This is a genomic window from Arthrobacter sp. UYEF20 (assembly GCF_040546335.1).
Lineage (GTDB): Bacteria > Actinomycetota > Actinomycetes > Actinomycetales > Micrococcaceae > Arthrobacter.
The window spans coordinates 23,313-45,482 of record NZ_JBEPNP010000011.1 but is presented as its reverse complement, the minus strand read 5'-3'; the positions used below and the strand labels follow the sequence as shown (position 1 = coordinate 45,482).

Here is a 22,170-nt window from a genome sequence, read left to right as displayed (position 1 = left end):
ATCCGCCAAGGCGAGGGTATCGGGCTGGGGCTGCGCCGGAATATCACCCAGTTCATGCTCCTGGTCGCGGTCAATGCCCTGGTCGGCGGCACGCTCGGCCAGGAACGTACGGTCCTGCCCCTGCTCGCGGACCGGGTGTTCCACCTGGACCTCTATACGAGGGCGCTGACCTTCATCCTGGCCTTCGGACTGGCCAAGGCGTGCACTAACTACTTCGCGGGAACCCTTTCGGACCGGTACGGCCGTAAACCCGTGCTTGTTGCCGGCTGGCTGATCGCCCTGCCCGTTCCGCTGATGCTGATCCTCGGCCCATCCTGGGAATGGATCGTGGCGGCCAACGTCGTCCTGGGCATCAACCAGGGCCTGACCTGGTCCACCACGGTGATCATGAAGATGGACCTCGTCGGTCCGGAGCGCCGGGGCCTGGCCATGGGCTTCAACGAGGCCGCCGGCTACCTCGGCCTGGCCGGGACCGCCGTGGCCACCGGCTACATCGCAGCGGATTACGGGCTCCGGCCCGGGCCGTTCCTGCTAGGAGCCGCCTACATCGCCCTCGGCCTGGGTTTGTCCGTGCTGGCCGTGAAAGAAACCCGCCAGCACGCCAGACTGGAAGCCGCAAGCCATCCCGACGCGCATTCCGTCGCCCCCGCCGAGCTGAGCAACCGGGAAGTCTTGACCCTGACCAGCTTCCGGGACAGATCCCTCTCCGCGTTGAGCCAGGCCGGGCTGGTCAACAACCTCAACGACGGCCTGGCCTGGGGCCTGTTCCCCGTCCTCTTCGCCGCCGGCGGCCTGACGGTCGACAAGATCGGCCTCCTCGCCGCGGTGTACCCGGCCGTGTGGGGCGCCGGCCAGCTGGTCACCGGTGCCCTGTCCGACAGATACGGGCGCAAGCCGCTGATCGTCGCCGGCATGCTCGTCCAGGCCGCAGCCCTGGGCCTGGTCGCCGTCGGAAGCGGCTTCGGGATCTGGCTCATGGCGGCCATCCTGCTCGGGGCCGGAACCGCGATGGTCTACCCGGCGCTGCTGGCAGCGGTCGGCGATGTCGCCCACCCGGCGTGGCGCGCCCGCTCAGTCGGGGTATACCGCCTGTGGCGCGATAGCGGATTCGCCGTCGGCGCCCTGCTCTCCGGACTCCTGGCCGACGCCTACGGCATCCCCGCGGCTGTCGCCGCCGTCGGCGCGCTCACCGCGGCCTCAGGCATCATCGTCGCCGCCCGCATGCGGGGCTCCGACCACACAGCGTCCCCTTCACGGGAAGAATCGCCAGGGAGCGGTGAGCCGTAGCCAAAACCCGGACCGCTGTCAGCTGGCCAGGGTTTCTGTAATGAGCGCCTTCAACGTCGATTTGTCGGCGACCCCCAGGATCCTGGCAGCGACGCGGCCCTGCTTGTCCAGCACAAGCGTTGTTGGAACGGCCTGCGGAGGAACAAAGCTGGCCATCGCCAAAAGGACGCCGCCGTTCCGGTCATAGAAACTGGGGTAGGTCACGCCGAAGGTGCGCTCATAGGCGGTGGCGGTGGGAACTTCATCCCGGATGTTCACGCCGTAGAACTGTGCTCCCTCCGCTTGGAGGGACTGGCTCAGAGCCTGCAGGTCGCGGGCCTCCAGCCTGCACGGGCCGCAGGCGGCGTACCAGAAATTCAACACGGTGACCTTGCCCTGAAATGACCGGGACTCCACCGTTTGACCGTTGAACAGCGGAGCCTGGAAGGTCACCGCGCTCTGGCGTGAGGCAGAAGTGTATTCGCTGACCGAACCGTCGCCAGCGATGTAGTTTTTATTGTCGCCTGCCCGCGCCTGCTGGGCGAGCGGATCGGGGGCCGCGCACGCGCTCAACGAAACAGCAAGAACGGCGACAGCAGCCATGATCGCAAGGGCCGGCCGGCGCGGCCTTGGTCTGGCTTCGCAATCCATGGACTCATTCATCGTCTTCCTCCATTACTTCCGTCGCTCCCGCCACTTTTCCTTTTCCTGGCTGGCGCGGCATAGCTGCCGCGTCTCCAGGAGGAACCGTCGCCGGATTGGGGGAAACCGGCGACGGCTCTTCCCAACCCTATACCTAAACTACTTAGGTTTTTAGGTTCATGCGTCGGCAGGGGTGCGCAGCGGCAGCCATGACCACCGGCCCGGCGCCGATCACGGCAATGGGAAGGTTCTTGATGAATCCAAGACGTCCTCTGTGCATCCGTAGAGGTGGCTGTTCATTTCAGGGGGCCCGCCGGAACCGTAAAGGACCGGCAGGCAGTGGATGTGCTGTCGCAGTAGCCGTCCTAATCGTCGTCGTCGCAGCAATCGTCACAGCAATCGTCGCCGCGACAACCGTCGTCGCAGCATCCGTCGCCGCAGCATCCGGTCTTCATGCAGCTCACCTCCTCTCCTCCACAGGAGACCTAGATTTGGGTGGGTTCCTCTCCCAGGGCCACGGCGAACATTGTCATGTCTTCCGTGACGTGGGGGCTGATCTTGCGCGTCCAGGTCCGGTTCAGCCTGATCGCCTTCGCAGTCGGCGCCGGATCTTGTCTGCGAGGGTGCTGAGCAGTCCCGGCGGCGCGTCAGACTTGCCGGCCCGCCCGAGAGTCAGCGCTTCGTCGTAAGGAAGTGTGGACAGCAGGGCCGGCAGTGACGCGAACTCGCTCACTGCCGCCGCACAATTCGCGCCGCTCGTGTGGATCCAGGGATCCCAGCACGTAAGCGGCAGTCCACTCGCGATACGCGTCTGTCCCGTTGGCTCTCATTACCAGTCTTTCTCACGATTGGGGCCGCGCGGCCCGTCGGCGAAACCGGCAGGGCCGACAGCCGAAGACGGGGTTCCGGATGCCTCGGATGTCCGTTCCCGCCGGACCACGTGCCCGGCCGCCGGCCTGTTCCTGTTTGGTGGCGCGGCCGTCGCTGGGCCCGATGTGCGACAGCTCAACTTGCGCGAGGCGCGGCTAGCCCAGGGCTTCGCGCCGTTTGCGGTATTCGTCATCGTCGATTTCCCCGCGTGCGTAGCGCTCATCGAGGATGCTGCGGGCAGAACCCGGCCGGTCAAAGGGTGCCCGACCATCGCCGCGGGCGAGGCGGACGATTGCCCAGACGAGCGCGGCCAGTCCGGCGATGAGAAGCACCGACCACCCCAGCATCCATGGCCACATCAGCCACATGCCGTCGTATCCGTAACCCATCACTGGCTTTGGTCCTTCCTATCGTTGCTGTGGGATTGCGGGCTTCGAGCCGGAGGCCCGTGGGCCCGCCTCCACCGGTGGTTACTTGACTTTTCCGGGGCCGTCGATGCCGCCGGAGCAGGGTGCGCCAGGCTCCGGTGCCGATTTTGCACTGCGGTATTTCGAGATGAAGTCTTTGATCCGGGGATCATCCACGCCTGCCACCTTCAGCTGCACGCCCCAGGCCGAGGCGATGACCGGCGAGGGAAGTCCGCCGTAGGGCGAGAGGATCGCGTAGGTCGAGGGGATGTCCTTGCGCAGCACATCCAGCTGGGCCCCGCTGACGGCCTTGGGATCATAGGTCACCCAGACCGCCCCGTGTTCAAGGGAGTGCACGGCGTTTTCATTGGGCAACGGTTCGCTGTAGACGGCGCAGTTCAGCGGAACCGCCGAGTGGTTTCCGCCCACGGGTGGGGTCTGTTCGTAGTTGACCGGTGTGTTGACATGGTTGGAGCTCAGCCCCGAAAAAGTCTGCACTCCGTCGACCGCCGCGGGCGGGCTTTTCGGCAGCGTGCTTGTCACGGCGAAGATGACCAGGCCTGCGGTCAGTGCGATGCCGACGGTCCAGGCTGTAATGATGAGGATGAGCCTGTTGCGCCGGGCCTTGTGGTGCTGGAGTTTGAATCCTGCCAGCTTCTGCTGGATCTCCGCGGCCCGTTGCTGCTTCAGCGTGGGCTTGTGTCCCGCGGCCGTCTGGGGCTTGGATTCTGCGGAGCCGGTCCCTGCAGCTCCGCCCGGGTTCTTGGATCGGGCCATGTCCTGGTGTCCTTTGATTCGCCGCGGCACCGTGCCGTGCCCTGAGGCTCCCCCAGTGGCAGGCCGGCATTTCTGCATCAAACCTAACTTACTTAGGTGTTTAGGTGCAATGGTGGAGCAAATCTCCTATTCTTGATAGGACAACACGTGGCCGAGGAGGCAGCATGCCAAAGTTTGGCGATCTTGAGAGCGCCATCATGGAGCAGGTTTGGAAGGCGGACCGGCCGCTTCTGGTCCGGGAGGTCCTGGACGGGCTCGGCCGCGGGCTGGCCTACAACACCGTGCATACCGTGACGGAGATCCTGCACCGCAAGGGGTGGCTGACCAAGGAACGCGACGGCAGAGCCTACCGCTACGGACCGGCCGCCAGCAGGGACAAATACGTTGCCGGGCTGGTGACCGAGGCGCTCTCGCTCACCGATGACCGGACCGCAGCGCTGGTCGGGTTCGTCGAGGGGATCCGGCCCGAGGAGGCCGACGAGCTGCACCGTCTTCTCAGCGCGGCGAGGGAACAGGACCTGCGGGCATGATCGTCGCCCTGTCACTCCTCGCCTACGCCCTGCTGCTGGGTGCGGCCGGCCCCCGGCTGCTGCAGGCCGCATCCTGGGCCGACAGGGCTCCCCGGCTTGCCATCGCGGCCTGGCAGGCCCTCACCGTCACCGTCCTGGCCTCCGTCGCCCTCGCCGGACTGGCCCTGACCTTCCCGACCGTGACCGTCAGCGGTGACCTCGCCGAGCTGCTGCGGGCCTGCGTCATGGCCATCCGCGAGCAGTACGCTTCCCCCGGCGGGGCAGCGGCCGGGGCCACCGGCGCCGTCCTGTCCCTGGCCATCCTCGGCCGCACCGTGTGGTGCATCGGTGCGGGCCTGGCCGGCATGGCCCGGGAACGCGCCCGCCACGGCAGGATTCTTGACATCGTCGGCCACACCGACGCACACCGCGGCGTTGTGGTTCTGGAGTCGGATGAACCGGCCGTCTATTGCCTCCCCGGCCGGCAGCGGCGCACCGTCGTGACAACCGGGGCACTGCAGGCCCTGGATGAGGCGCAGCTCGACGCGGTCCTGGCCCACGAACACGCCCATCTCGCCGAGCGGCACGACCTGATCCTGGGCCTCGCCCGGGCGCTGGCGTCGGCCTTCCCTGCCGTTGCGCTCTTCCGGCTCGCCGCCGACGAGACGGCCCGGCTGATCGAACTGCGTGCCGATGACGCCGCCGCCGCCCGGTCCGGCCGGCTCACCGTGGCCGGTGCGCTGCTGGCCGTCGCCTCCGGCGGCATTGCACTGTCCCCGGCCGTGGCGCTGGCGGCAGGAGGCGCCGGGGCCGCGGCCCGCGTGCGCCGGCTCATTCCGCCGCACAAGCCCCTGGGCAGCGCCAGGACCGCCGCCGGATCCTTTGCCGTTGCCGCGCTGTTCGCCCTGCCGGTGCTGCTGCTGGGAGGTCCGGCGGCTGCCGCGGCCGGCCACAATCTCTGTCCCGACGCGAACGTCTCCGCCAGCACCGCCGCCCTCTGAAGCCAACCGCTAAAGCCGCCCGCCGGGTCCCGCCGCTGGACACCGCCCGGCTATTCTCCTAAACTCCTTAGGAGTATAGTTTTTGAAGCGTCGAGTGGTGTGAAGGGCGAACGTCAATGGAAGATCTGCTGTTCGGCGGGACGCTGCTGACCGCGTTCCTTGGCGGCCTGGTGGCCCTGCTGGCCCCGTGCTGCGTCTCGGTGATGCTCCCCGCGTACCTGGCCACCGGCTTCCGCCGCCGAACCGGCATTCTCGCCGCAACGTTCGTCTTCGCCGCAGGGGTGGCAACCGTCATCGTCCCGATCGGACTCGGAGCAACCTTCCTCGTCAGCCTGGTCTCGGGCCAGCACGTGCTGGTGTTTTCGGCCGCCGCCACGGCCATGCTGGCCGGCGGAACCGCGATGCTGCTCGGATGGAAGCCGCGGCTTCCGATGCTGCCGGGCCGGGCCCCCACCGGGGCAGGGTTCGGTTCGGTCTACGGGCTCGGAGTGTTTTCGGGGGCCGCCAGTTCCTGTTGCGCCCCTGTCCTGGCCGGCGTCGCGGTGCTCTCCGGGGCGACAGCCTCGTTTCCCGCGGCGCTGGCCGTGGCACTGACCTACGTTCTGGGCATGGTCGCACCGCTGGCTGTCTTGGCCCTGGTCTGGGACCGCAGGGACTGGAGCAGGAGCCGGTGGCTTCAGGGCCGGCGGGTCACCCTCCGGCTCGGCCGCCTGCGCCGCACGATGGCGTTCGGGACGGCCGCGTCGGCCTTCCTGCTCATCGCCATGGCCGTACTCACCTACATCCAGGCCGCCTTGGGCCCGGGGATGGGATCGGACGGGATATTCCTGCAGATAACCGCCGGGCTGCAGCACGCCGCCGCCGTCACCGCCGCAGCGCTGGGCTGGCTGCCGGGCTGGGTCCTCGCCGCGGTCCTCACCGCGGGTCTCCTCTACCTGATCACCCAGGCCCGCCGGCACGCCGGACCCCCGGCCCGCCCGGAAAAACCCGTCGATGACGCCGAGGCCGGCCACGGAAACGACTGCTGCGCCCCGGACAACACCGCCGAGCCCATCCCCGCAAAGGACAGCCGATCATGACCACCACCAAAAGCCGGGACCCCAAGTCCCGCCCCGCCCGGGGAACGAACCGCCGCTGGCTCCTCTGGACCCTGGCGGCGGCAGCCCTTGTCCTCATCCTCGTCGCCCTCTACGCCATCTTCTCCGGATCCGCGGCCCCGAAGAACGCCGGGGCCGGGAAGAACTACGATGTCGGCCAGCCGGGCCCCGGCCAGGCCGCGCCCGCATTCACCCTCGAGGACAACAGCGGCCGGCAGGTGTCCCTGGGCGACTACAAGGGGAAAGACGTGCTCCTGTACTTCCAGGAGGGCCTGACCTGCCAGCCCTGCTGGGACCAGCTGAGCAGCCTTGAAAAAGACAGCACCAAGGTCAAGGCCGCCGGCATCGACGCGGTCCTGTCCATCACGACCGATCCTGCCAACCTCATTGCCCGCAAAACCCGGGACATGGGCCTGAGCACCCCGGTTCTTTCCGATCCCAGCCTCACGGTGTCGGAGAAATACAGTGCGAACCGGTACGGGATGATGGGCGCCATGCGGGACGGGCACAGCTTCATCCTCGTCGGACCCGACGGCACCATCCGCTGGCGGGCAGACTACGGCGGCGCCCCGGACTACACAATGTTCGTTCCGGTCGACAAGCTGCTCAATGACCTCAAGGACGGAAGCAGGCCATGATTACACTCACCCTGCTGACCCGGCCCGACTGCACCTGGTGCAGCGACGGCAAGCAGTTGCTGGCAGGGCTTTCCCGCGACTTCCCGCTCAGCGTTGAAGAGGTCGACCTGAACAGCGACCAGGGACGCCGGCTCGCGGCCGAGCACCGCCTCCTCTTCGCCCCCGGACTCATCGCCGACGGCAGGCTCATCGCCCACGGCCGGCTCTCCGCACGCGCCCTCCGCCGCGACCTGACCCGACTCAGCCCCCTCCCCTGACCGCTAAGGACATCCCATGGAACAGTTTTTCCTCATCCTTCCCGCCCTGGTCTGCCCCGTCGGCATGGGCCTGATGATGTGGCTCATGATGCGCGGCCGCGGCCGTAGCGAACAGCCCGCCACACCCGACCAGGAACAGGAACTCGCCCGCCTACGAGCCCAGATCGAGGCCCTCCGCCCGGCGCCGGCAACCTTCGACGGGCGCCACCCGGCACCGCGCCCGGGCGGGAACCCCGCCGCATGAACACCGTACTGATCGCACTGGCCGGCACGGCGGTGGCCATCGCCCTGACCTGGTTCTTCTGCCTGCGCCCCATGCGCCGCCGGGCCGGCACCACGGCCGTCGGGTGCTGCGCAGGCCCGGCCCCGAGCATTGATGACCGGATCCGGGCGGCCCGGGAGGAACTCTCACAACTGCAGAGCGCGCGCCCCGGCACCGGCACCGGCCTCATCCCCCCTCCCCGGCGTGAAGGGTAGGACCCGCCCGCGACGGCACCGTCTCGGCCGTGCCGCCGCACTGCTCGCTGCCACGGTGGGGCTTGTCTTTGCGGGACTGCTGTCGGCGGTTCCTGCTTCCGCGCACTCCAACCTGCTCTTCACCGCACCGGCCGCCGACTCGACCGTCGCCACAGCCCCCGAGACCCTGACGCTGCTATTCGATGAACCGGTCACCACCGCAGGGACACCGGTGACACTGGCCGGCCCGGGCGGCAGCCGGAGCCTGGGCACGCCCCGGCTCACCCATGAGAACCGTGCCCTAGAAATACCCGTTCCCGGCCCGGGTGGCCCAGGCATCTACACCGTCCAATGGCAGGTCACCGCAGGCGACGGGGACGTCATGAGCGGCAGCTACCGCTACGCCGTGGGGCCCTCCGCCGCGGCCCTCGGCGGCGGGCAGACCACCGACACCCAGGGCTCGTGGCAGACGACCATTCTTCGAGCCCTTCTGTTCACCGCCCTCGCCCTGGCCCTGGGCGAACAAGCCGGAACCCGGCTGCTGGCCCGGCTTCGCGGCGCCCCGCCCGGTCCGCGGCCGATCACCCTATGGGCCTGCCTGGCTGGTCTGGCCGCCGTCGCCGGGCTGGCCCTGTTGCTGCTGGGCAACGGCTCCCTGACAGCAGGCCTCACCCGTCCGGTCCCGGAAGCCCTGACCGGCGGCCGGCCGGGAATCCTGACCCTTGTCCAGATCAGCGGCTTCGCCCTGGCAGCAACCGCGGCCGTTGCACGGCGCCGTGCCTGGCTTTGGCTGCCGCTGGCGGCCGTGATCGGCGCCGAGGCTCTGCGCGCCCACCCGCAACTGGCCGACCCGCTCCTCGGCATCCCGCTGACGGTACTGCACCTTGCCGCAGCCATCCTCTGGAGCGGAATGCTCGTCCACATCCTCCGCACCCTCATCCGCTGGCGCCAGCAACGGGACCTTGCCCGAGAAGCACTCGCCCTCTATTCCCGGACTGCCGTGTGGCTGTTCACCGCAGTCGTACTCACCGGCCTGGGAACGGCCCTGATACTTGTCCCGCCCGACAGCCTCCTCACCACCGACTACGGACGGGTCCTGCTGGCCAAAACCGCTCTCGTCGCCGCCGCAGCCGGCCTTGCCCTGGCCGCCCGACGCCTCCTGCGCCGCAAATCCGCCCTGGAAAAAATCAGGCGCCCCGCCCGGGCCGAAGCAGCCGCCCTGTCCGCCGTCCTTGTCGTGTCCGCGGTGCTGACCGTGCTCCCCGTCCCCGGCAGCACGTCCGCGGCCCTGGCGTTTCCCCCGCCTGCCACCGGCCCGGTCGTCCCGGCCGCAGCATTGGCCGGGGAGGTAGGCGTCAACGCACGCGCCAGCTCCGGGCAGCTCGTCATCCAGCTGATGGTCCCGGAGCTTACCGATTCATCGGGCAGGACCGCCGCCGCGCAGCTTGGCCTCACCGGTTCCCTCGCCGGACCCGCCGGCGAGATTACGGACCTGACATTCCGAAGCTGCGGGGAAGGCTGCTTCTTCAGCCCCGCAACATGGGCCGACGGGACCAGCCGGCTCACCATTACCCCGACGTCCGGCACCTGGAACGTCGAACCGGCCGCGATGGCCATCACCTGGCCGGCCCTGCCGGCAGAGGACCTGCTGCGCGAAGCGGTGACGGCCATGAAGGCCGTCCCGGCCTTCACCCTCCACGAACTGGTCACCAGCGACACCGCCCGCGGCCTGGGAACACCGCGGTCCTTCCAGACCACCGGCAACGACTTCATCCGGCGCGCCCTGTATGCCAGCGGCCTCGCCACCACGGCCACCCGGCTTCCCGACGAGGACGGCAACCGCCGCCTCGTCCTGTCCTACCCGGCCGAGAACGCGGTCCTGGAACTCACCCTGGCCCCGGACGGACGGATCCTGCACGAGACGCAAACCGCACCCCACCACCTGGTCACCCGCACGCTCATCTACCCCGAACCCGAGGCCCATCATGACTAAGCACCGAGCCCCTGACAGGCTGTGGCCGATACGACACCGCGGCGGCGCACCCCGCGAACCACGAACGGAGGTCCCGGCATGACGATCGGCGGCTATTTCGCGGAAACCGTGCAGAGCGGCATCCTGTTGATTGCGCTGCCGCTGGCCATGATCGCCGGCCTCGTCTCCTTCCTGTCGCCCTGCATCCTGCCGCTGGTGCCCGGATACCTCGGATACGTCTCGGGCCTGACCAACCCCACACAGCAAGGCAACCGCCGGCGCGTACTGACAGGAGTCGGACTCTTCGTCCTCGGCTTCGCCGCCGTCTTCACCCTCTACGGGGCCGCCTTCGGCGCCATCGGCACATGGATGGCCCGCTGGCAGGACACGCTGATCCGTGTCCTGGGCATCGTCGTGATCCTCATGGGCCTGGCCCTGGCCGGGAAGCTGCCCTTCCTTCAGCGCTCCGCGAAGATGTCGTGGAAGCCCGCGTCGGGCCTGGCCGGCGCACCCGTCCTGGGAGTCGTTTTCGGACTGGGCTGGACCCCCTGCATGGGCCCGACCCTGGCCGCGGTCCTGGCCCTGAGCACCACCACCGGCGACCCGTGGCGCGGAGCGCTGCTGGCCTTCGCCTACTGCATGGGTCTGGGCATTCCCTTCGCCCTGGTCGCCCTGGGCGTCAGCTGGGTCACGCGCGCCCTGGCCTTCGTCCGGCGCCACATCCGGGCGTTCAACATCGCCGGCGGCCTGCTCCTGGCGCTGCTGGGCGTGCTGATGGTCCTGGGAGTGTGGACCTCATGGATCTACCAGCTGCAGAACCTGGCCGGAACCTTCAGGACACCCGTCTGAAAGATAGCCCCCTGCAGCGCACTGCCAACACACCGCGACAAGGACGCGTACCAGGTCGCCGCCGTCGTCGGCATCCACCCCGACGACGTGATTGCCGATGTCCTGCCGCACGAGAAGGTCGAACGGGTCAAACAGCTACAGCAATCCGGGGCCATCGTCGCGATGGCCGGAGACGGCGTGAACGATGCCGCAGCACTGGCCCAAGCCGATCTGGGCATTGCCATGGGATCCGGCACCGACGTGGCAATTGAGGCAGCCGATCTGACCATGATGGGAAATAGTCTGGGCCAGGTCGTCCAGGCAATCGAACTCTCCCGTCGCACCCTGGCCGCGATCAAAATGAACCTGTTCTGGGCCTTCTTCTACAACGCCATCGGCATCCCCGTGGCCGCCCTGGGCCTCCTGAACCCGATGATCGCCGGCGCCGCGATGGCAGCCAGCTCAGTGCTCGTGGTGGCCAACTCGCTGCGCCTGCGCAACTTCGCCCGCTGAGGCTCGTTCGGGTTGACCCGCCGTCTAGCTAGCCGAGCGCCCGGGGATGCGCCGCGGCGTAGATCTCGCGCAGGGTGTCGGCAGTGACCAGCGTGTAGACCTGGGTGGTGGTGACTGAAGCATGGCCAAGCAGCTCCTGGACCACACGGACGTCGGCCCCGCCTTCCAGCAGGTGGGTCGCGAAGGAGTGCCGCAGGGTGTGGGGCGAGACGTCCTTGGTGATGTTGGCCTTCTCCGCGGCCGCCTTGAGGATGGTCCAGGCGCTTTGCCTGCTGATCCGGCCGCCCCTGGCATTCAGGAAGAGGGCAGGCATGCCTTTGCCCTTGGCGGCGAGCAACGGCCTGCCACGGACCAAATAGGCGTCGAGTGCCCTGGCCCCGAAGGACCCCAGCGGGACCAGCCGCTCCTTCGATCCTTTACCGAACAGACGGACGATTGCCGGGCCCGTCCCGTCGGCCTGCTGTTCGCCCTGCTGTTCGCCCTGCAGGGAGATGTCGTCGACATCGAGGCCCACCGCTTCGCTGATGCGGGCACCGGTGGAGTACAGGAACTCCAGCAGGGCCCGGTCCCGCAGACCCGTCGCGGTGTCCGCGCCGGCCGCCTCGAGGATCCTCGTGACTTCGTCGACGCTGATGGCCTTGGGCAGGCGTTTGCCGGGCATGGGCGGGTGGACATCGCTGGCGGGATCCGTGGCGGTGACACCTTCCAGCGCCCAGAACTTGTGCAGGCCGCGAACGGCCACCACTGCCCGGGCGGCAGACCGGATGCCCAGGGCGGAACCGCCGTCGGAGCCGTTGGACAGCGCCTGGACGAAGGAGGTCACGTCGTGCCGCGTGATCTCTGAGGGACGCTGCCACCCCGACTGCGCAAGGTGTTTGGCGTAGCGGGCCAGATCCCGCCGGTACGCCGAGAGGGTGTTGACCGCGAGTCCGCGTTCCACGCCCATGTGCTGAAGATAATCCGTCATCGCGCGGTCAATCGCGGTCGGCGGCCGGGCCGGGGTGCCAGGACGCTCTTGCAGAGCGGAGACCTCGTGCGGGGCGGGTGGCTGCTCCGGGGCGGAGACCTCGTGCGGGGCGGGTGGCTGCTCCGGGGCGGAGACCTCGTGCGGGGCGGGTGGCCCGGTCGCCAGCAGTTCCACCGTCAGCGCTGGCTGGGATGGGCGGGCCACGGCGCGTCGGCCGGGCGGAGGCTCCCGAAGTTGTCGGCGCGGGCCGCAGCGGCGGCCAGGATGCCGACGACGGCCGACGGGTTGTGCAGGCGCCCCTCCAGCACCGCGGCGACGGCGGCGTCGAGCGGCGTCCAGTGCAGCTCGATTTCGGCTTCCTCGTCGGTGCGGACGTGCAGTTCGTGGCCGGGCACATCGCTGAGTCCGCGGGCCAGGTAAATCCGGATGGCTTCGCTGGAGGACCCGGGCGAATTGAAGAAGTCCGCCAGCACATTCCACTGCGACGCGACGAGGTCCGCTTCCTCGGCCAGTTCGCGGGCGGCTCCTGCGACGAAGTCCTCGCCCTCGACGTCGAGCAGTCCCGCCGGGATCTCCCAGAGGTCCATCCCGACGGGGTGCCGGTACTGCTTGATCAGCAATACTTCGCCGGCGTCGTTCATCGGCAAAACCGCCACCGCGCCAGGGTGTTCGATGTAGTCGCGGACGAGGGCATCGCCGTCGTCGGTGAGCTGGAAGCTGTCGCTGACAACATCCCAGATCCGGCCTTCGTAGACCGTCTGGGATGACAAAAGACGGCGCGGGCTCGGTTGATCCGAAACCTGCCGTGCAGCATTGGGGGTCTCAGACCTACCGGGCATCGCGCCGTCCTTTGATTAAGTCGGGAGTTACTTGGACGCTGCAGCCGACGACGGCTTCGCAGCGGCGGCGGCGCCCTTGGCAGGGGCTTCCTCGGCAGGGGCTTCCTCGGCGGCACCCTGCGGGCCGTCGCTGGCCTTCTGGTGATCCAGGGCGGCTTTGACCAGCCCGGCGAACAGCGCATGCGGCCGGGTGGGCCGTGAGCTGAGCTCAGGGTGCGCCTGCGTTGCCACGTAATACGGGTGGACCACGCGGGGAAGCTCCACGTACTCCACGAGCTTGCCGTCGGGCGACGTTCCGGAGAACACCAGGCCCTTGGCGGCGATCTGCTCGCGGTACTTGTTGTTGACCTCATAGCGGTGGCGGTGGCGTTCGCTGACCTTGGTGGTGCCGTACGTCTCGGCGACCACGGAACCTTCATCCAGCTTGGCCTCGTACAGGCCCAGGCGCATGGTGCCGCCCAGATCGCCCTTGCCGTCGACGATGTCCAGCTGCTCTTCCATGGTGGCAATCACCGGGTACTTGGAATCCGGCTCGAACTCGGACGAGGAAGCACCTTCGAGGCCCACCACGTTGCGGGCGTACTCGATCACCATGCACTGCAGGCCCAGGCACAAGCCCAGGACCGGGAGCTTGGTTTCACGGGCGTATTTCAGGGCGCCCAGTTTGCCTTCGAGGCCGCGGATGCCGAAGCCGCCGGGAACGCAAATCGCGTCCACGCCGTCCAGCGAGTTGACCGCGCCTTCGTGCGTTTCGCATTCGTCCGAAGGGACCCAGCGGATCTTGACCTTGGTGTTGTTCGCGAAGCCGCCGGCACGCAGGGCTTCGGTCACGGACAGGTAGGCGTCCGGCAGGTCGATGTACTTGCCCACCAGGGCGATCTCAACCTCGTGCTTGGGGTGGTGGACCGCTTCGAGGAGCTTGTCCCAGCTGGTCCAGTCAACGTCCTTGAAGGGCAGGTCGAGGGCCCGGACGATGTACGAATCCAGCCCCTGGGAGTGCAGGGTCTTCGGGATGTCGTAGATGCTCGGGGCATCGGGGCAGCCGATGACGGCGTCGATGTCGACGTCGCACATGCGGCCGATCTTTTCGCGCATCGGCTGCGGGACTTCGCGGTCCGAGCGGATCACGATCGCCTCGGGCTGGATGCCGAGGGAGCGCAGCGCGGCAACGGAGTGCTGCGTCGGCTTGGTCTTCAGTTCCTGTGAGGGGCCGATGTACGGCACCAGGGAAACGTGGAGGAAGAAGACATTTCCGCGGCCGATGTCCTGGCGGACCTGGCGGGCGGACTCGAGGAACGGCTGCGACTCGATGTCGCCTACGGTGCCGCCAATCTCGGTGATGATGACGTCGGGGGCGTTCTTGCCTTCGGCGGGCAGGCGCATCCGGCGCTTAATTTCATCGGTGATATGCGGGATGACCTGGACGGTGTCGCCGAGGTACTCGCCGCGGCGCTCCTTGGCGATGACCGTGGAGTACACCTGGCCGGTGGTGACGTTGGCCGAGCCTTCGAGGTTTTCATCGAGGAAGCGCTCATAATGGCCGACGTCGAGGTCCGTCTCGGCGCCGTCGTCGGTCACGAAGACTTCGCCGTGCTGGAAGGGATTCATCGTGCCCGGATCCACGTTCAGATAGGGATCGAGCTTTTGCATTGTTACAGACAAACCGCGGGCCCGCAGCAGGTGACCGAGGCTCGAAGCCGTCAGTCCTTTGCCGAGCGAGGACGCCACACCACCGGTAACGAAGATGTGTTTGGTCGTCTTGGACGAGCCCGGGAACCGGGAATTTACACGGGAATTTGATCGCTGCACCACGGAGTTCGAGCCTATCATCGATTCTGCTTGGGAAGGGTCTGTTTTGCGGGCACCTGTGATTGTCATCCCGGCCGCCTGCTTGTCGTTAGCATGTCGTTTGCTGGTCGTTAGGGTTGTCAGGACTGCTGCGGCAGGAGCCGGGCGTCGTCCAGCAGCTCCTGGGCATGCGCCTGGGCGGATTCCGAGTCCTCCTGGCCGGCCAGCATCCGGGCCAGCTCACGGACGCGTTCCGCGGCGTCGAGCAGCTGGACGTCGCTGGAGGTGAAGCCGGTTGCCGTCGCCCCGTCAGCGCCCCGGACGGAGGTCTTCGTGACCCGGATGTGCTGGTCCGCGAAGGCCGCCACCTGCGGCAGGTGCGTGACCACGAGGACCTGGACGTGCCGGGCCAGCATCGCCAGCCGCCGGCCGATCTCGACGGCGGCCCGGCCGCCCACGCCGGCGTCGACCTCGTCGAAGACGAAGGTGGGGACCGGGTCCACCGCGGCGAGGACCACCTCGATGGCGAGCATCACACGCGACAGCTCACCGCCGGAGGCGCCCTTGCCCAGCGGGCGGGCCGGTGCGCCGGAGTGCGGCTGGAGCAGGAAGGAGATGTCGTCGGCGCCGAACGGGCCCAGCTGCTCGCCGGGGTCGACGTTGATGACGAGGGTCGCGTCGGCCATGGCCAGCGCCTTCAGTTCCGCACTGACCCGGGCGGAGAGCTCCTTGGCGGCCTTCTTGCGCGCCTTGCTGAGGGCGGCCGCCAGCTTCCGGAGCCCGGCCTCGGTGCGGGTGACGTCGGCGTCCAGCGCTTCGATCCGGGTCGAGTCGTCCTGCAGCTCCTCGTAGCGGGCCCGGGACTCCTCGGCCCAGACCAGCACCTCGTCGATGCTCGGCGCGTACTTGCGCACGAGTTTTGCCAGCGCCGCCCGCCTGTCCTCGATCTCGGCGAGCCGCTCCGGGCCCTCCGTGTCGAGGGACGCCTGGTAGCTCGCAAGTTCGGTGGCAATGTCGTTGAGCAGGAAGCCGACCTCGGCCAGCCGTGCCGCCGCGGATCCCAGCTCCTCATCGTGTTCGGCCACGTGCTCCAGGGTGCGCTTGGCGGCATCCACCAGGGCGGTGGCGTCGCTGCCTTCGCCGAAGTCCTCCGCAATGAGTGCCTGGTGCGCCGTCGTCGCCGCGATCCGGAGTTCCTCGACGTTGGCAAGCTTGACGGCCTCGGCCTTGAGCGAGTCATCCTCCCCCGGCCGCGGGTCCACGGCGTCGATCTCGGCCAGGGCGGCCTCCAGCGATTCCGCCTCGCGCAGGCGCTCCCGGGCGGCGCTGCGGAGCGAGTCCAGTTCGGCCTGGCTGGCCTTCCAGTGACCGTGCAGGTCTTGGTAGGCGGCCAGGGTCCCGGCGAAGCTCTCCCCCGCAAACTTGTCCAGGGCGCCGCGTTGCGCCACCGGGCTCTTGAGCCGGATCTGCTCGGACTGGCCATGGACCACGACGAGGGTTTCGCCGATCTCGGCGAGCACCCCCACAGGCGCGACGCGGCCGCCGAGGTACGCCCGGCTCCGGCCGTCTGCACCCACGCTGCGCGCCAGCAGCAGCTCGGCACCGCCGTCGAACTCCTCGACGTCCGCCCCGGCTTCACGGGCACGCGCCACCGCGGCGTGCCCGGCGTCGAGTTTTACAATCGCCTCCGCGGAGGCGCTCTTCGCGCCGCTGCGCACGGCGCCGGCGTCGGACCGGGCGCCCAGCAGCAGCCCGACGGCGGTCACCACCATGGTCTTGCCGGCGCCTGTTTCGCCCGTCACGACGCTCAGTCCCGGCCCGAGGGGCAGCGTCGCGTCGGTGATGACGCCGAGGTCGCGGATTCTCAGTTCTTCAAGCATGGGTCACTTCGCAGTCGAGGGATCTGTTGTTTCGCCGGGCCCGGCGTACGGTGGCCCAGCCTGCGGCGGAGTTGGCAGCGGGGGCATGGGTCTCGGGGTCCGGATGACCGGGATCGGCCCGGTGTGGATGGCACCGGCCTGCGGCATGGGGCCGCGCCAGCCCTGGATGGGGAGCTCGAACTTGCGGACCAGCCGTCCGGAGAAGGGGGTCTGGTGGGTGCGGGCCAGCCGGACCGGAGTGGCGGAGCGGGTGACTTCCACGCGGGCGCCGGGCGGCAGGTCCACCGAACGGCGGCCATCGCACCAGAGCACCCCCTGGGCACCGGTCCGGTTCAGGATCTCGACGGCAAGCCTCGAGCGCGGAGACACCACCAGCGGCTTGGCGAAAAGCGCGTGGGCGCTGATCGGCACGATCACCAGGGCTTCGACCTCGGGCCACACCACGGGGCCGCCGGCGGAGAAGGCGTACGCCGTGGAGCCGGTGGGAGTGGCCAGGACCACGCCGTCGCAGCCAAACGAGGTCAGGGGACGCTCGTCGACTTCCGTGACCACCTCGAGCATCCGTTCCCGGTTGCCTTTCTCGATCGCCGCCTCGTTGAGGGCCCAGGTGTGCCAGATTTTCTGCCCGCGGACCCAGACCTGCACGTCGATGGTCATCCGCTCTTCCACGGTGTATTCCCGGCTGGCGACCCATTCGACCGTCTGCGCCAGGTCCGCCCGCTCACTTTCAGCCAGGAACCCGACGTGCCCGAGGTTGACGCCCAGCAGCGGCACGTCCACCTCACGCACCAGTTCCGCCGCACGCAGGATCGTTCCGTCCCCGCCGAGGACCATGACAAGTTCGACGTCGGGCAGCTGCACGTGGTCGTGCAGGACCTCGACGGGGTGGTCCAGGCGGCCGAAGAACCGGACCATGTCGGCGAGCTCGGACTTCTGCATCACCGGAACAATGCCGGACGCGTGGAGCTGGGCACACGCTTCCCAGGCAGCCTTGAGGGATTCCTCGCGGCCGGTGTGGGCAAGGATGAGGACACGCCTGCTCATCGGGTTCCGCCTTCTACTGCTGCTGGTTTGGCCAGATCGTTCCCAGTAACGCAGCAACGGCTGCGTCCCGCTCCTCGATCTTAGGCAGGTCTGTCCGGATCCCGCGCTTTATCCACAGGAAGTACTCGACGTTTCCGTCCTGGCCGGGCAGCGGGCTGTCGGCCAGGTCCTGCAGGTCCAGGCCCGCATCCATCGCGGCTGCGGCAACTTTTCCCACCGCGAGGCGGCGCTCCCGCTCGGAGGTCACGACGCCGGTGCGTCCCAGCCGGTCCTTGCCGATCTCGAACTGCGGCTTGACCATCAGGACGAGGTCCCCGCCGGGCTCGGTGCAGGCGGCCAGGGGCGCAACCACCAGGGTCAGGGAGATGAAGGACAGGTCCGCCACTGTCAGGGCGACTGGCCCGCCGATCTCGGCCGGCGTCATGTAGCGGACGTTGAGGCCCTCATGCACGGAGACCCGCGGGTCGCTCCGGATCTGCGGGACCAGCTGGTCATGGCCTACGTCGACCGCCACCACGTGGTCCGCGCCGCGGCGGAGCAGCACCTCGGTGAATCCGCCGGTGGAGGCACCGGCGTCGAGGCAGCGCTTGCCCGCCACCGCCACGCCGGGGAAGGCGTCCAGCGCGCCGGCCAGCTTGTGCCCTGCCCGGCTGACGTAGTTGTCCTCGTCGGTGGCCGCGACGTCCAGGTGCGTAGCGTCGTTCACCTGGAGGGACGCTTTGGCCAGCACTTCGCCGCCGGAGCTGACCTTGCCCTCGGCAATGAGCCGTGCGGCATGGGTGCGGGACCTCGCCAGCCCGCGGCCGACAAGTGCTTGGTCAAGCCTGCTCATGATGCGGTATCCCCTGCCGGGTTGATGGGTCCTGATACGTCCTCGTTCAACGCTTCCATCAGATCGTCATGCAGGCCTGCGTAGACCTCGCCGTGGACGGCAACGGGCAGCCCGGGCAGTGTGCCGAGCCGTTCGAGCAGGGCGTCCACATCCGGGTCCTGGGCCGCCGCGTCTTGCGAAAACGCTTCCGGAAGGGACGGCCAGTCCACGCGGGCTTCAGGTGCAGGGTTCAGCTCGGTCATGCTTCCACTCTAATGATCCTGCCACTCGATCACGGGAGCCAGGGCGGTGGCGGTCTCCGGGTTGGCGGCCCACCATGCGGAACACGCGGCACGCCAGGCATCGAGATCCTCGGGATCTCCGCTGACGCGGACGGCCTGTCCGTCCACGACGGCGGAGGCGGCGCCGCAGCGGTACCGTCCGGCGTCGTGCTCCACCGCCGGGTAGGGGCGATAGAGGTCCGTGAGGTCGTTGATGAGGTACCTGGGCCGTTCGAGGGTGCGCGCGGCGAGGATGGACTCCCGCGTGTCGACGCCGGTCAGCACGGCCACCGTGGCGAATCCGGCGTTGTTGCCGCCGAGGATGTCCGTGTCGAGCCGGTCGCCGACGACGAGGGGCCGGTCGGCGGCCAGACGCTTGGCGGCCGCGTGGAACAGGGGTGCCTCCGGTTTGCCGGCAACGAGCGGCTTTTGCCCGGTTGCAGCGGTCACCGCGGCGACCAGCGTGCCGTTGCCCGGGGCGATGCCCCGGGCCTGGGGAATGGACATGTCCGTATTGGTGGCCACCCACAGGGCGCCGCCGGCGACGACATACGAGGCCTCCGCGAGGTCCTTCCAGCCGACGTCCGGGTGGAATCCCTGCACGACGGCGACCGGATCTTCCGCCTCACTGCGGACCGGGACCAGCCCCACCAGTTCAATTTCCCGGGCCAGGGCGTCTCCGCCGGTGATCAGCACGCGGGCGCCGCGAGGCAGCAGCGAAGCCAGCAGCTCCCCCGCGGCCTGCGAGGAGCCGACCACCTGATGGTCCTCCGCCGGGGCGCCCAGATCGCGCAGGTGCTGCGCCACCTGCGCGGGCGTCCGGGACGCGTTGTTGGTGACGTAGCCCAGTCCGACGCCGATTCCGGCGAGCCTGCGGAGGGACTCCACGGCTCCCGGGATGGCGTGGGGTCCTGCGTAGACCACGCCGTCCAGATCAGCGAGCAGCGCGTCGAACGTCGAGATCAGGTCCTTGCCGTCCATCCGCGTCTATGCCTCGGTGCGGTCCGGCTGGCCGGAGTCCGTTGCGTGATCCGCGTCGACGTCGTCGTCGGGGTCTGTTGCATCCTCGGACTCGTCCCCGGCCAGAACTTCTGAGCGGTCCAGGGCGTCCTTTTCCACAGAGTCTTCATCGGACTCGGCGTCGTCGGATTCGAAGAAGTCGGACTCGACGTCGTCGGAGCCTTCCTCCAGAGCGGTGAGTCCGGCCTCCGCTGCGGGCGCTTCCGTGATGCCGGCCACTGCTGCGGCCGTGGCAGCACGGGGGGCCGCCTCTTCCGCGGCCGAGGCAGACTGCTGCTTGGCAGCCTGTTGGGTGAGGACCCGGCGCTGCTGCTCTTCCGCGCGGGCTTCCTCTTCCTCGTCCCAGCCGAGGTCGATGATGTCCGGATCCTCTGAGACGTCGAGGCCGAGTGCGTTCTCGGCGACGACGGCCTGGCGCTGCCATTTTTCGGATTCGGCCGTGCGGCCCACTGCTGCCAGGGCATCGGCGTAGGCACGGAAAAGCCGGGGGCTGTAGGAGAAGGCCCGGTTGATATCGAGTTGTGAAATCTCCAATTCGGAGACGGCGGCGTCCAGCTGACCCAGGTCGGTACGGGCGCCGGCAGCCACAATGGCCAGTTCCGCCTTGCCGGGCGCGTCGAGATCCTTGGCTTCGTCCGAGCGTGCCATGTCCAGGGCCCGGTCCGGGCGGCCGAGGCCACGTTCGCAGTCCGCCATGACGGGCAGGTGCATGTTGGAGCCGCTGATCCGCCGGTAGGTGCGGAATTCGCGCAGGGCCTCGCCGTAGTGTCCGGCGGCGTAGGCAGTCAGGCCGACGGCTTCGCGGACTGCCGCGAGGCGTCCGCCGCGGCGGCTGGCCGCAAGGGCATGCTGGAAAGCCAGCTCGGGTTCTTCGTCAATGAGGCGGCCGGCCATGACCAGGTGGCGTGCAACCCACTCGGCGCTGTTGTCTTCCAGGGTCTTGATCTGGTGCTGCGTGGCGCGGTCCAGTTCCTTGCCCGTGACGTCCTCGTCGATCTGGGGTGAACGCTCACGGTCGGGGCGATTGGCGCTGCGAAGGTCACGTGCATTGGGTACACGGACCGGGCGGTCCTCGGCACGGTCCCGGCCGAACTGGCGCGGGCCCGAGTCACCGCGGTCAGAACTGCGGGCCGGACGGTCATCACGGTCGAAGCTGCGGGCCGGACGGTCATCACGGCTGCTGAACGGCTTCCGGTTGTCACCACCGCTGAAAGGCTTACGATCGCGGTCTCCGCCGCTGAAGCTGCGACGCTCTCCGCCACCTTCACGCGGGGCACGGTCACCGAAAGGCTTACGATCACGATCGCCACCACCGCCGTAGGGCGGCTTACGATCACCACCGCTGAACGGCTTACGATCCCCGTCGCGAACAGGACGGTCACCATAGGGCTTACGCTCGCCACCACCACCACTGTAGGGCGGCTTACGATCACGGTCTCCGCCGCTGAAGCTGCGACGCTCACCGCCACCTTCACGCGGGGCACGGTCACCGAAAGGCTTACGATCACGATCGCCACCACCGCTGGGCGGCTTACGATCACCACCGCTGAACGGCTTACGATCCCCGTCGCGAACAGGACGGTCACCATAGGGCTTACGCTCGCCACCACCGCTGTAGGGCGGCTTACGATCACGGTCTCCGCCGCTGAAGCTGCGACGCTCTCCCCCACCTTCACGCGGGGCACGGTCACCGAAAGGCTTACGGTCACGATCGCCACCACCGCTGTAGGGCGGCTTACGATCACGATCGTTGGAGGAGGGTTGGGAGCCCTCGGAGCCGCGGTCGTCCCTGGCTCGGAAGCCTCGGGGGTCGCCACCGGCATTGTTAGTTCCGCGGAACCCGCCACCGCCTGTGTTTCGTCCGCCGCCGAAGTTGCCGCGGTCTTTGCCGCCGCCGTCGTTGTGCTCAGCCATGCTGGATTCCTCCTGTTATGAGCTGACCACTGGCGCAATCGCAGCCGCTCTGTTCCGTGTCTCGTTCCCTACGCAACCCGAAATCAAGCGCTTCGAAGTCCGTACATCTCATCCAATTCTAGGCGAGTACCCAGTGACCGGCTAACGGCTCTGGCCCTTTGAGCCCTCCCGGTGGCAAGTGTCACAGGCCAGGTTCCAGACCGTGCCTTCCGAGGGGTCGCTGACGGCCGGCTAGTCCCACGAGCGCGGCCGTCTCGGCTTCGAACTTGGCCTTGCGGTGATTATCGGCGGCCTGAAGCCCGGCTGCATTGACCGGCCTGCGGGCTGCTCGGGCGCACAGGAGCCTGCCAAGGAAACCGATGCGGCCAGCTGGCGAGGTCCTGCATCCCGTGT

The 22,170-nt window shown here is 68.4% G+C and carries 22 protein-coding genes and 1 pseudogene; 11 read left to right on the top strand and 12 right to left on the bottom strand.

Features of this window, described 5'->3' with window-relative positions; all coding sequences use genetic code 11:
* Window positions 1-54 precede the first annotated feature (54 nt).
* Window positions 55-1,287: an MFS transporter gene (locus ABIB26_RS13490; RefSeq protein ID WP_354244124.1), complete on the top strand. Its 1,233-nt coding sequence runs from the start codon at window positions 55-57 to the stop codon at window positions 1,285-1,287.
* Window positions 1,288-1,305: 18 nt separating this feature from the next.
* Here ABIB26_RS13490 and ABIB26_RS13485 read toward each other — a convergent pair whose 3' ends face one another.
* The 3 genes from ABIB26_RS13485 to ABIB26_RS13475 all read right to left on the bottom strand — a co-directional run bounded on the left by ABIB26_RS13485 (window position 1,306) and on the right by ABIB26_RS13475 (window position 3,962).
* Complete coding sequence (locus ABIB26_RS13485; protein WP_354243846.1) at window positions 1,306-1,917, bottom strand: TlpA family protein disulfide reductase; 612 nt, start codon at window positions 1,915-1,917, stop codon at window positions 1,306-1,308.
* Between the two features lie 1,016 nt (window positions 1,918-2,933).
* On the bottom strand, window positions 2,934-3,167 hold the full coding sequence (locus ABIB26_RS13480; RefSeq protein WP_354244121.1) for an SHOCT domain-containing protein: 234 nt from the start codon (window positions 3,165-3,167) through the stop codon (window positions 2,934-2,936).
* Window positions 3,168-3,248: 81 nt separating this feature from the next.
* On the bottom strand, window positions 3,249-3,962 hold the full coding sequence (locus tag ABIB26_RS13475) for a thioredoxin-like domain-containing protein (protein WP_354243843.1): 714 nt from the start codon (window positions 3,960-3,962) through the stop codon (window positions 3,249-3,251).
* 164 nt (window positions 3,963-4,126) lie between these two features.
* Between ABIB26_RS13475 and ABIB26_RS13470 the strand changes: the two genes are divergently transcribed.
* The 10 genes and pseudogenes from ABIB26_RS13470 to ABIB26_RS13425 form a co-directional block, all read left to right on the top strand.
* Complete coding sequence (locus ABIB26_RS13470; RefSeq protein ID WP_354243841.1) at window positions 4,127-4,492, top strand: BlaI/MecI/CopY family transcriptional regulator; 366 nt, start codon at window positions 4,127-4,129, stop codon at window positions 4,490-4,492.
* Window positions 4,489-5,472: a M56 family metallopeptidase gene (locus ABIB26_RS13465; RefSeq protein WP_354243838.1), complete on the top strand. Its 984-nt coding sequence runs from the start codon at window positions 4,489-4,491 to the stop codon at window positions 5,470-5,472. Before ABIB26_RS13470 ends, ABIB26_RS13465 begins: the two co-directional genes overlap by 4 nt.
* A gap of 116 nt (window positions 5,473-5,588) precedes the next feature.
* On the top strand, window positions 5,589-6,551 hold the full coding sequence (locus ABIB26_RS13460; RefSeq protein WP_354243835.1) for a cytochrome c biogenesis CcdA family protein: 963 nt from the start codon (window positions 5,589-5,591) through the stop codon (window positions 6,549-6,551).
* Window positions 6,548-7,207, top strand: coding sequence for a peroxiredoxin family protein (locus ABIB26_RS13455; protein WP_354243832.1), 660 nt, complete (start codon window positions 6,548-6,550; stop codon window positions 7,205-7,207). The genes ABIB26_RS13460 and ABIB26_RS13455 overlap by 4 nt, the downstream gene beginning before the upstream one ends.
* The gene (locus ABIB26_RS13450; RefSeq protein WP_354243829.1) at window positions 7,204-7,464 is read left to right on the top strand and encodes a thioredoxin domain-containing protein; all 261 of its coding nucleotides are present in this window, start codon (window positions 7,204-7,206) and stop codon (window positions 7,462-7,464) included. The genes ABIB26_RS13455 and ABIB26_RS13450 overlap by 4 nt, the downstream gene beginning before the upstream one ends.
* Window positions 7,465-7,480: 16 nt before the next feature.
* Window positions 7,481-7,708 (top strand): hypothetical protein, encoded by a 228-nt coding sequence (locus tag ABIB26_RS13445; protein WP_354243827.1) that lies wholly within the window; start codon window positions 7,481-7,483, stop codon window positions 7,706-7,708.
* Window positions 7,705-7,941, top strand: a complete 237-nt coding sequence (locus tag ABIB26_RS13440) for a hypothetical protein (RefSeq protein WP_354243824.1) — start codon at window positions 7,705-7,707, stop codon at window positions 7,939-7,941. The genes ABIB26_RS13445 and ABIB26_RS13440 overlap by 4 nt, the downstream gene beginning before the upstream one ends.
* Before the next feature lie 55 nt (window positions 7,942-7,996).
* Window positions 7,997-9,913 carry a copper resistance CopC/CopD family protein gene (locus ABIB26_RS13435; protein WP_354243821.1) on the top strand — a complete coding sequence of 639 codons (1,917 nt, stop codon included), beginning with the start codon at window positions 7,997-7,999 and terminating at the stop codon, window positions 9,911-9,913.
* 78 nt (window positions 9,914-9,991) lie between these two features.
* Window positions 9,992-10,741 carry a cytochrome c biogenesis CcdA family protein gene (locus ABIB26_RS13430; RefSeq protein WP_354243820.1) on the top strand — a complete coding sequence of 250 codons (750 nt, stop codon included), beginning with the start codon at window positions 9,992-9,994 and terminating at the stop codon, window positions 10,739-10,741.
* Window positions 10,742-10,786: 45 nt separating this feature from the next.
* A pseudogene (locus tag ABIB26_RS13425) lies at window positions 10,787-11,233 on the top strand (HAD-IC family P-type ATPase); the annotation flags it as partial.
* 28 nt (window positions 11,234-11,261) lie between these two features.
* On the opposite strand, the gene xerD reads toward ABIB26_RS13425, so the two are convergent.
* The 9 genes from xerD to ABIB26_RS13380 all read right to left on the bottom strand — a co-directional run bounded on the left by xerD (window position 11,262) and on the right by ABIB26_RS13380 (window position 21,777).
* Window positions 11,262-12,200 carry a site-specific tyrosine recombinase XerD gene (gene xerD / locus ABIB26_RS13420; protein WP_354244118.1) on the bottom strand — a complete coding sequence of 313 codons (939 nt, stop codon included), beginning with the start codon at window positions 12,198-12,200 and terminating at the stop codon, window positions 11,262-11,264.
* A 176-nt stretch (window positions 12,201-12,376) separates the two neighbouring features.
* The gene (locus ABIB26_RS13415) at window positions 12,377-13,039 is read right to left on the bottom strand and encodes an NUDIX domain-containing protein (protein ID WP_354243817.1); all 663 of its coding nucleotides are present in this window, start codon (window positions 13,037-13,039) and stop codon (window positions 12,377-12,379) included.
* A gap of 27 nt (window positions 13,040-13,066) precedes the next feature.
* Complete coding sequence (gene pyrG / locus ABIB26_RS13410) at window positions 13,067-14,869, bottom strand: CTP synthase (protein WP_354243814.1); 1,803 nt, start codon at window positions 14,867-14,869, stop codon at window positions 13,067-13,069.
* 98 nt (window positions 14,870-14,967) lie between these two features.
* Window positions 14,968-16,707 (bottom strand): DNA repair protein RecN, encoded by a 1,740-nt coding sequence (gene recN / locus ABIB26_RS13405; protein WP_354243812.1) that lies wholly within the window; start codon window positions 16,705-16,707, stop codon window positions 14,968-14,970.
* A 3-nt stretch (window positions 16,708-16,710) separates the two neighbouring features.
* A complete protein-coding gene (locus ABIB26_RS13400; RefSeq protein WP_354243809.1) occupies window positions 16,711-17,751 on the bottom strand; it encodes an NAD kinase in 1,041 nt (346 codons plus the stop codon).
* A gap of 13 nt (window positions 17,752-17,764) precedes the next feature.
* The gene (locus tag ABIB26_RS13395; protein WP_354243807.1) at window positions 17,765-18,583 is read right to left on the bottom strand and encodes a TlyA family RNA methyltransferase; all 819 of its coding nucleotides are present in this window, start codon (window positions 18,581-18,583) and stop codon (window positions 17,765-17,767) included.
* Window positions 18,580-18,825, bottom strand: coding sequence for a hypothetical protein (locus ABIB26_RS13390; protein WP_354243805.1), 246 nt, complete (start codon window positions 18,823-18,825; stop codon window positions 18,580-18,582). Before ABIB26_RS13390 ends, ABIB26_RS13395 begins: the two co-directional genes overlap by 4 nt.
* 9 nt (window positions 18,826-18,834) lie before the next feature.
* Window positions 18,835-19,824 carry an HAD-IIA family hydrolase gene (locus ABIB26_RS13385; RefSeq protein ID WP_354243803.1) on the bottom strand — a complete coding sequence of 330 codons (990 nt, stop codon included), beginning with the start codon at window positions 19,822-19,824 and terminating at the stop codon, window positions 18,835-18,837.
* A gap of 6 nt (window positions 19,825-19,830) precedes the next feature.
* On the bottom strand, window positions 19,831-21,777 hold the full coding sequence (locus ABIB26_RS13380; RefSeq protein ID WP_354243800.1) for a hypothetical protein: 1,947 nt from the start codon (window positions 21,775-21,777) through the stop codon (window positions 19,831-19,833).
* Window positions 21,778-22,170 lie beyond the last annotated feature (393 nt).

Excerpts from the sequence above, each read along its gene's own strand:
- ABIB26_RS13490 (WP_354244124.1), top strand. The coding sequence starts at position 55 with ATGCTCCTGGTCGCGGTCAATGCCCTGGTCGGCGGCACGCTCGGCCAG.
- ABIB26_RS13485 (WP_354243846.1), bottom strand. The coding sequence starts at position 1,917 with ATGGATTGCGAAGCCAGACCAAGGCCGCGCCGGCCGGCCCTTGCGATC.
- ABIB26_RS13480 (WP_354244121.1), bottom strand. The coding sequence starts at position 3,167 with ATGGGTTACGGATACGACGGCATGTGGCTGATGTGGCCATGGATGCTG.
- ABIB26_RS13475 (WP_354243843.1), bottom strand. The coding sequence starts at position 3,962 with ATGGCCCGATCCAAGAACCCGGGCGGAGCTGCAGGGACCGGCTCCGCA.
- ABIB26_RS13470 (WP_354243841.1), top strand. The coding sequence starts at position 4,127 with ATGCCAAAGTTTGGCGATCTTGAGAGCGCCATCATGGAGCAGGTTTGG.
- ABIB26_RS13465 (WP_354243838.1), top strand. The coding sequence starts at position 4,489 with ATGATCGTCGCCCTGTCACTCCTCGCCTACGCCCTGCTGCTGGGTGCG.
- ABIB26_RS13460 (WP_354243835.1), top strand. The coding sequence starts at position 5,589 with ATGGAAGATCTGCTGTTCGGCGGGACGCTGCTGACCGCGTTCCTTGGC.
- ABIB26_RS13455 (WP_354243832.1), top strand. The coding sequence starts at position 6,548 with ATGACCACCACCAAAAGCCGGGACCCCAAGTCCCGCCCCGCCCGGGGA.
- ABIB26_RS13450 (WP_354243829.1), top strand. The coding sequence starts at position 7,204 with ATGATTACACTCACCCTGCTGACCCGGCCCGACTGCACCTGGTGCAGC.
- ABIB26_RS13445 (WP_354243827.1), top strand. The coding sequence starts at position 7,481 with ATGGAACAGTTTTTCCTCATCCTTCCCGCCCTGGTCTGCCCCGTCGGC.
- ABIB26_RS13440 (WP_354243824.1), top strand. The coding sequence starts at position 7,705 with ATGAACACCGTACTGATCGCACTGGCCGGCACGGCGGTGGCCATCGCC.
- ABIB26_RS13430 (WP_354243820.1), top strand. The coding sequence starts at position 9,992 with ATGACGATCGGCGGCTATTTCGCGGAAACCGTGCAGAGCGGCATCCTG.
- xerD (WP_354244118.1), bottom strand. The coding sequence starts at position 12,200 with ATGACGGATTATCTTCAGCACATGGGCGTGGAACGCGGACTCGCGGTC.
- ABIB26_RS13415 (WP_354243817.1), bottom strand. The coding sequence starts at position 13,039 with ATGCCCGGTAGGTCTGAGACCCCCAATGCTGCACGGCAGGTTTCGGAT.
- pyrG (WP_354243814.1), bottom strand. The coding sequence starts at position 14,869 with ATGATAGGCTCGAACTCCGTGGTGCAGCGATCAAATTCCCGTGTAAAT.
- recN (WP_354243812.1), bottom strand. The coding sequence starts at position 16,707 with ATGCTTGAAGAACTGAGAATCCGCGACCTCGGCGTCATCACCGACGCG.
- ABIB26_RS13400 (WP_354243809.1), bottom strand. The coding sequence starts at position 17,751 with ATGAGCAGGCGTGTCCTCATCCTTGCCCACACCGGCCGCGAGGAATCC.
- ABIB26_RS13395 (WP_354243807.1), bottom strand. The coding sequence starts at position 18,583 with ATGAGCAGGCTTGACCAAGCACTTGTCGGCCGCGGGCTGGCGAGGTCC.
- ABIB26_RS13390 (WP_354243805.1), bottom strand. The coding sequence starts at position 18,825 with ATGACCGAGCTGAACCCTGCACCTGAAGCCCGCGTGGACTGGCCGTCC.
- ABIB26_RS13385 (WP_354243803.1), bottom strand. The coding sequence starts at position 19,824 with ATGGACGGCAAGGACCTGATCTCGACGTTCGACGCGCTGCTCGCTGAT.
- ABIB26_RS13380 (WP_354243800.1), bottom strand. The coding sequence starts at position 21,777 with ATGGCTGAGCACAACGACGGCGGCGGCAAAGACCGCGGCAACTTCGGC.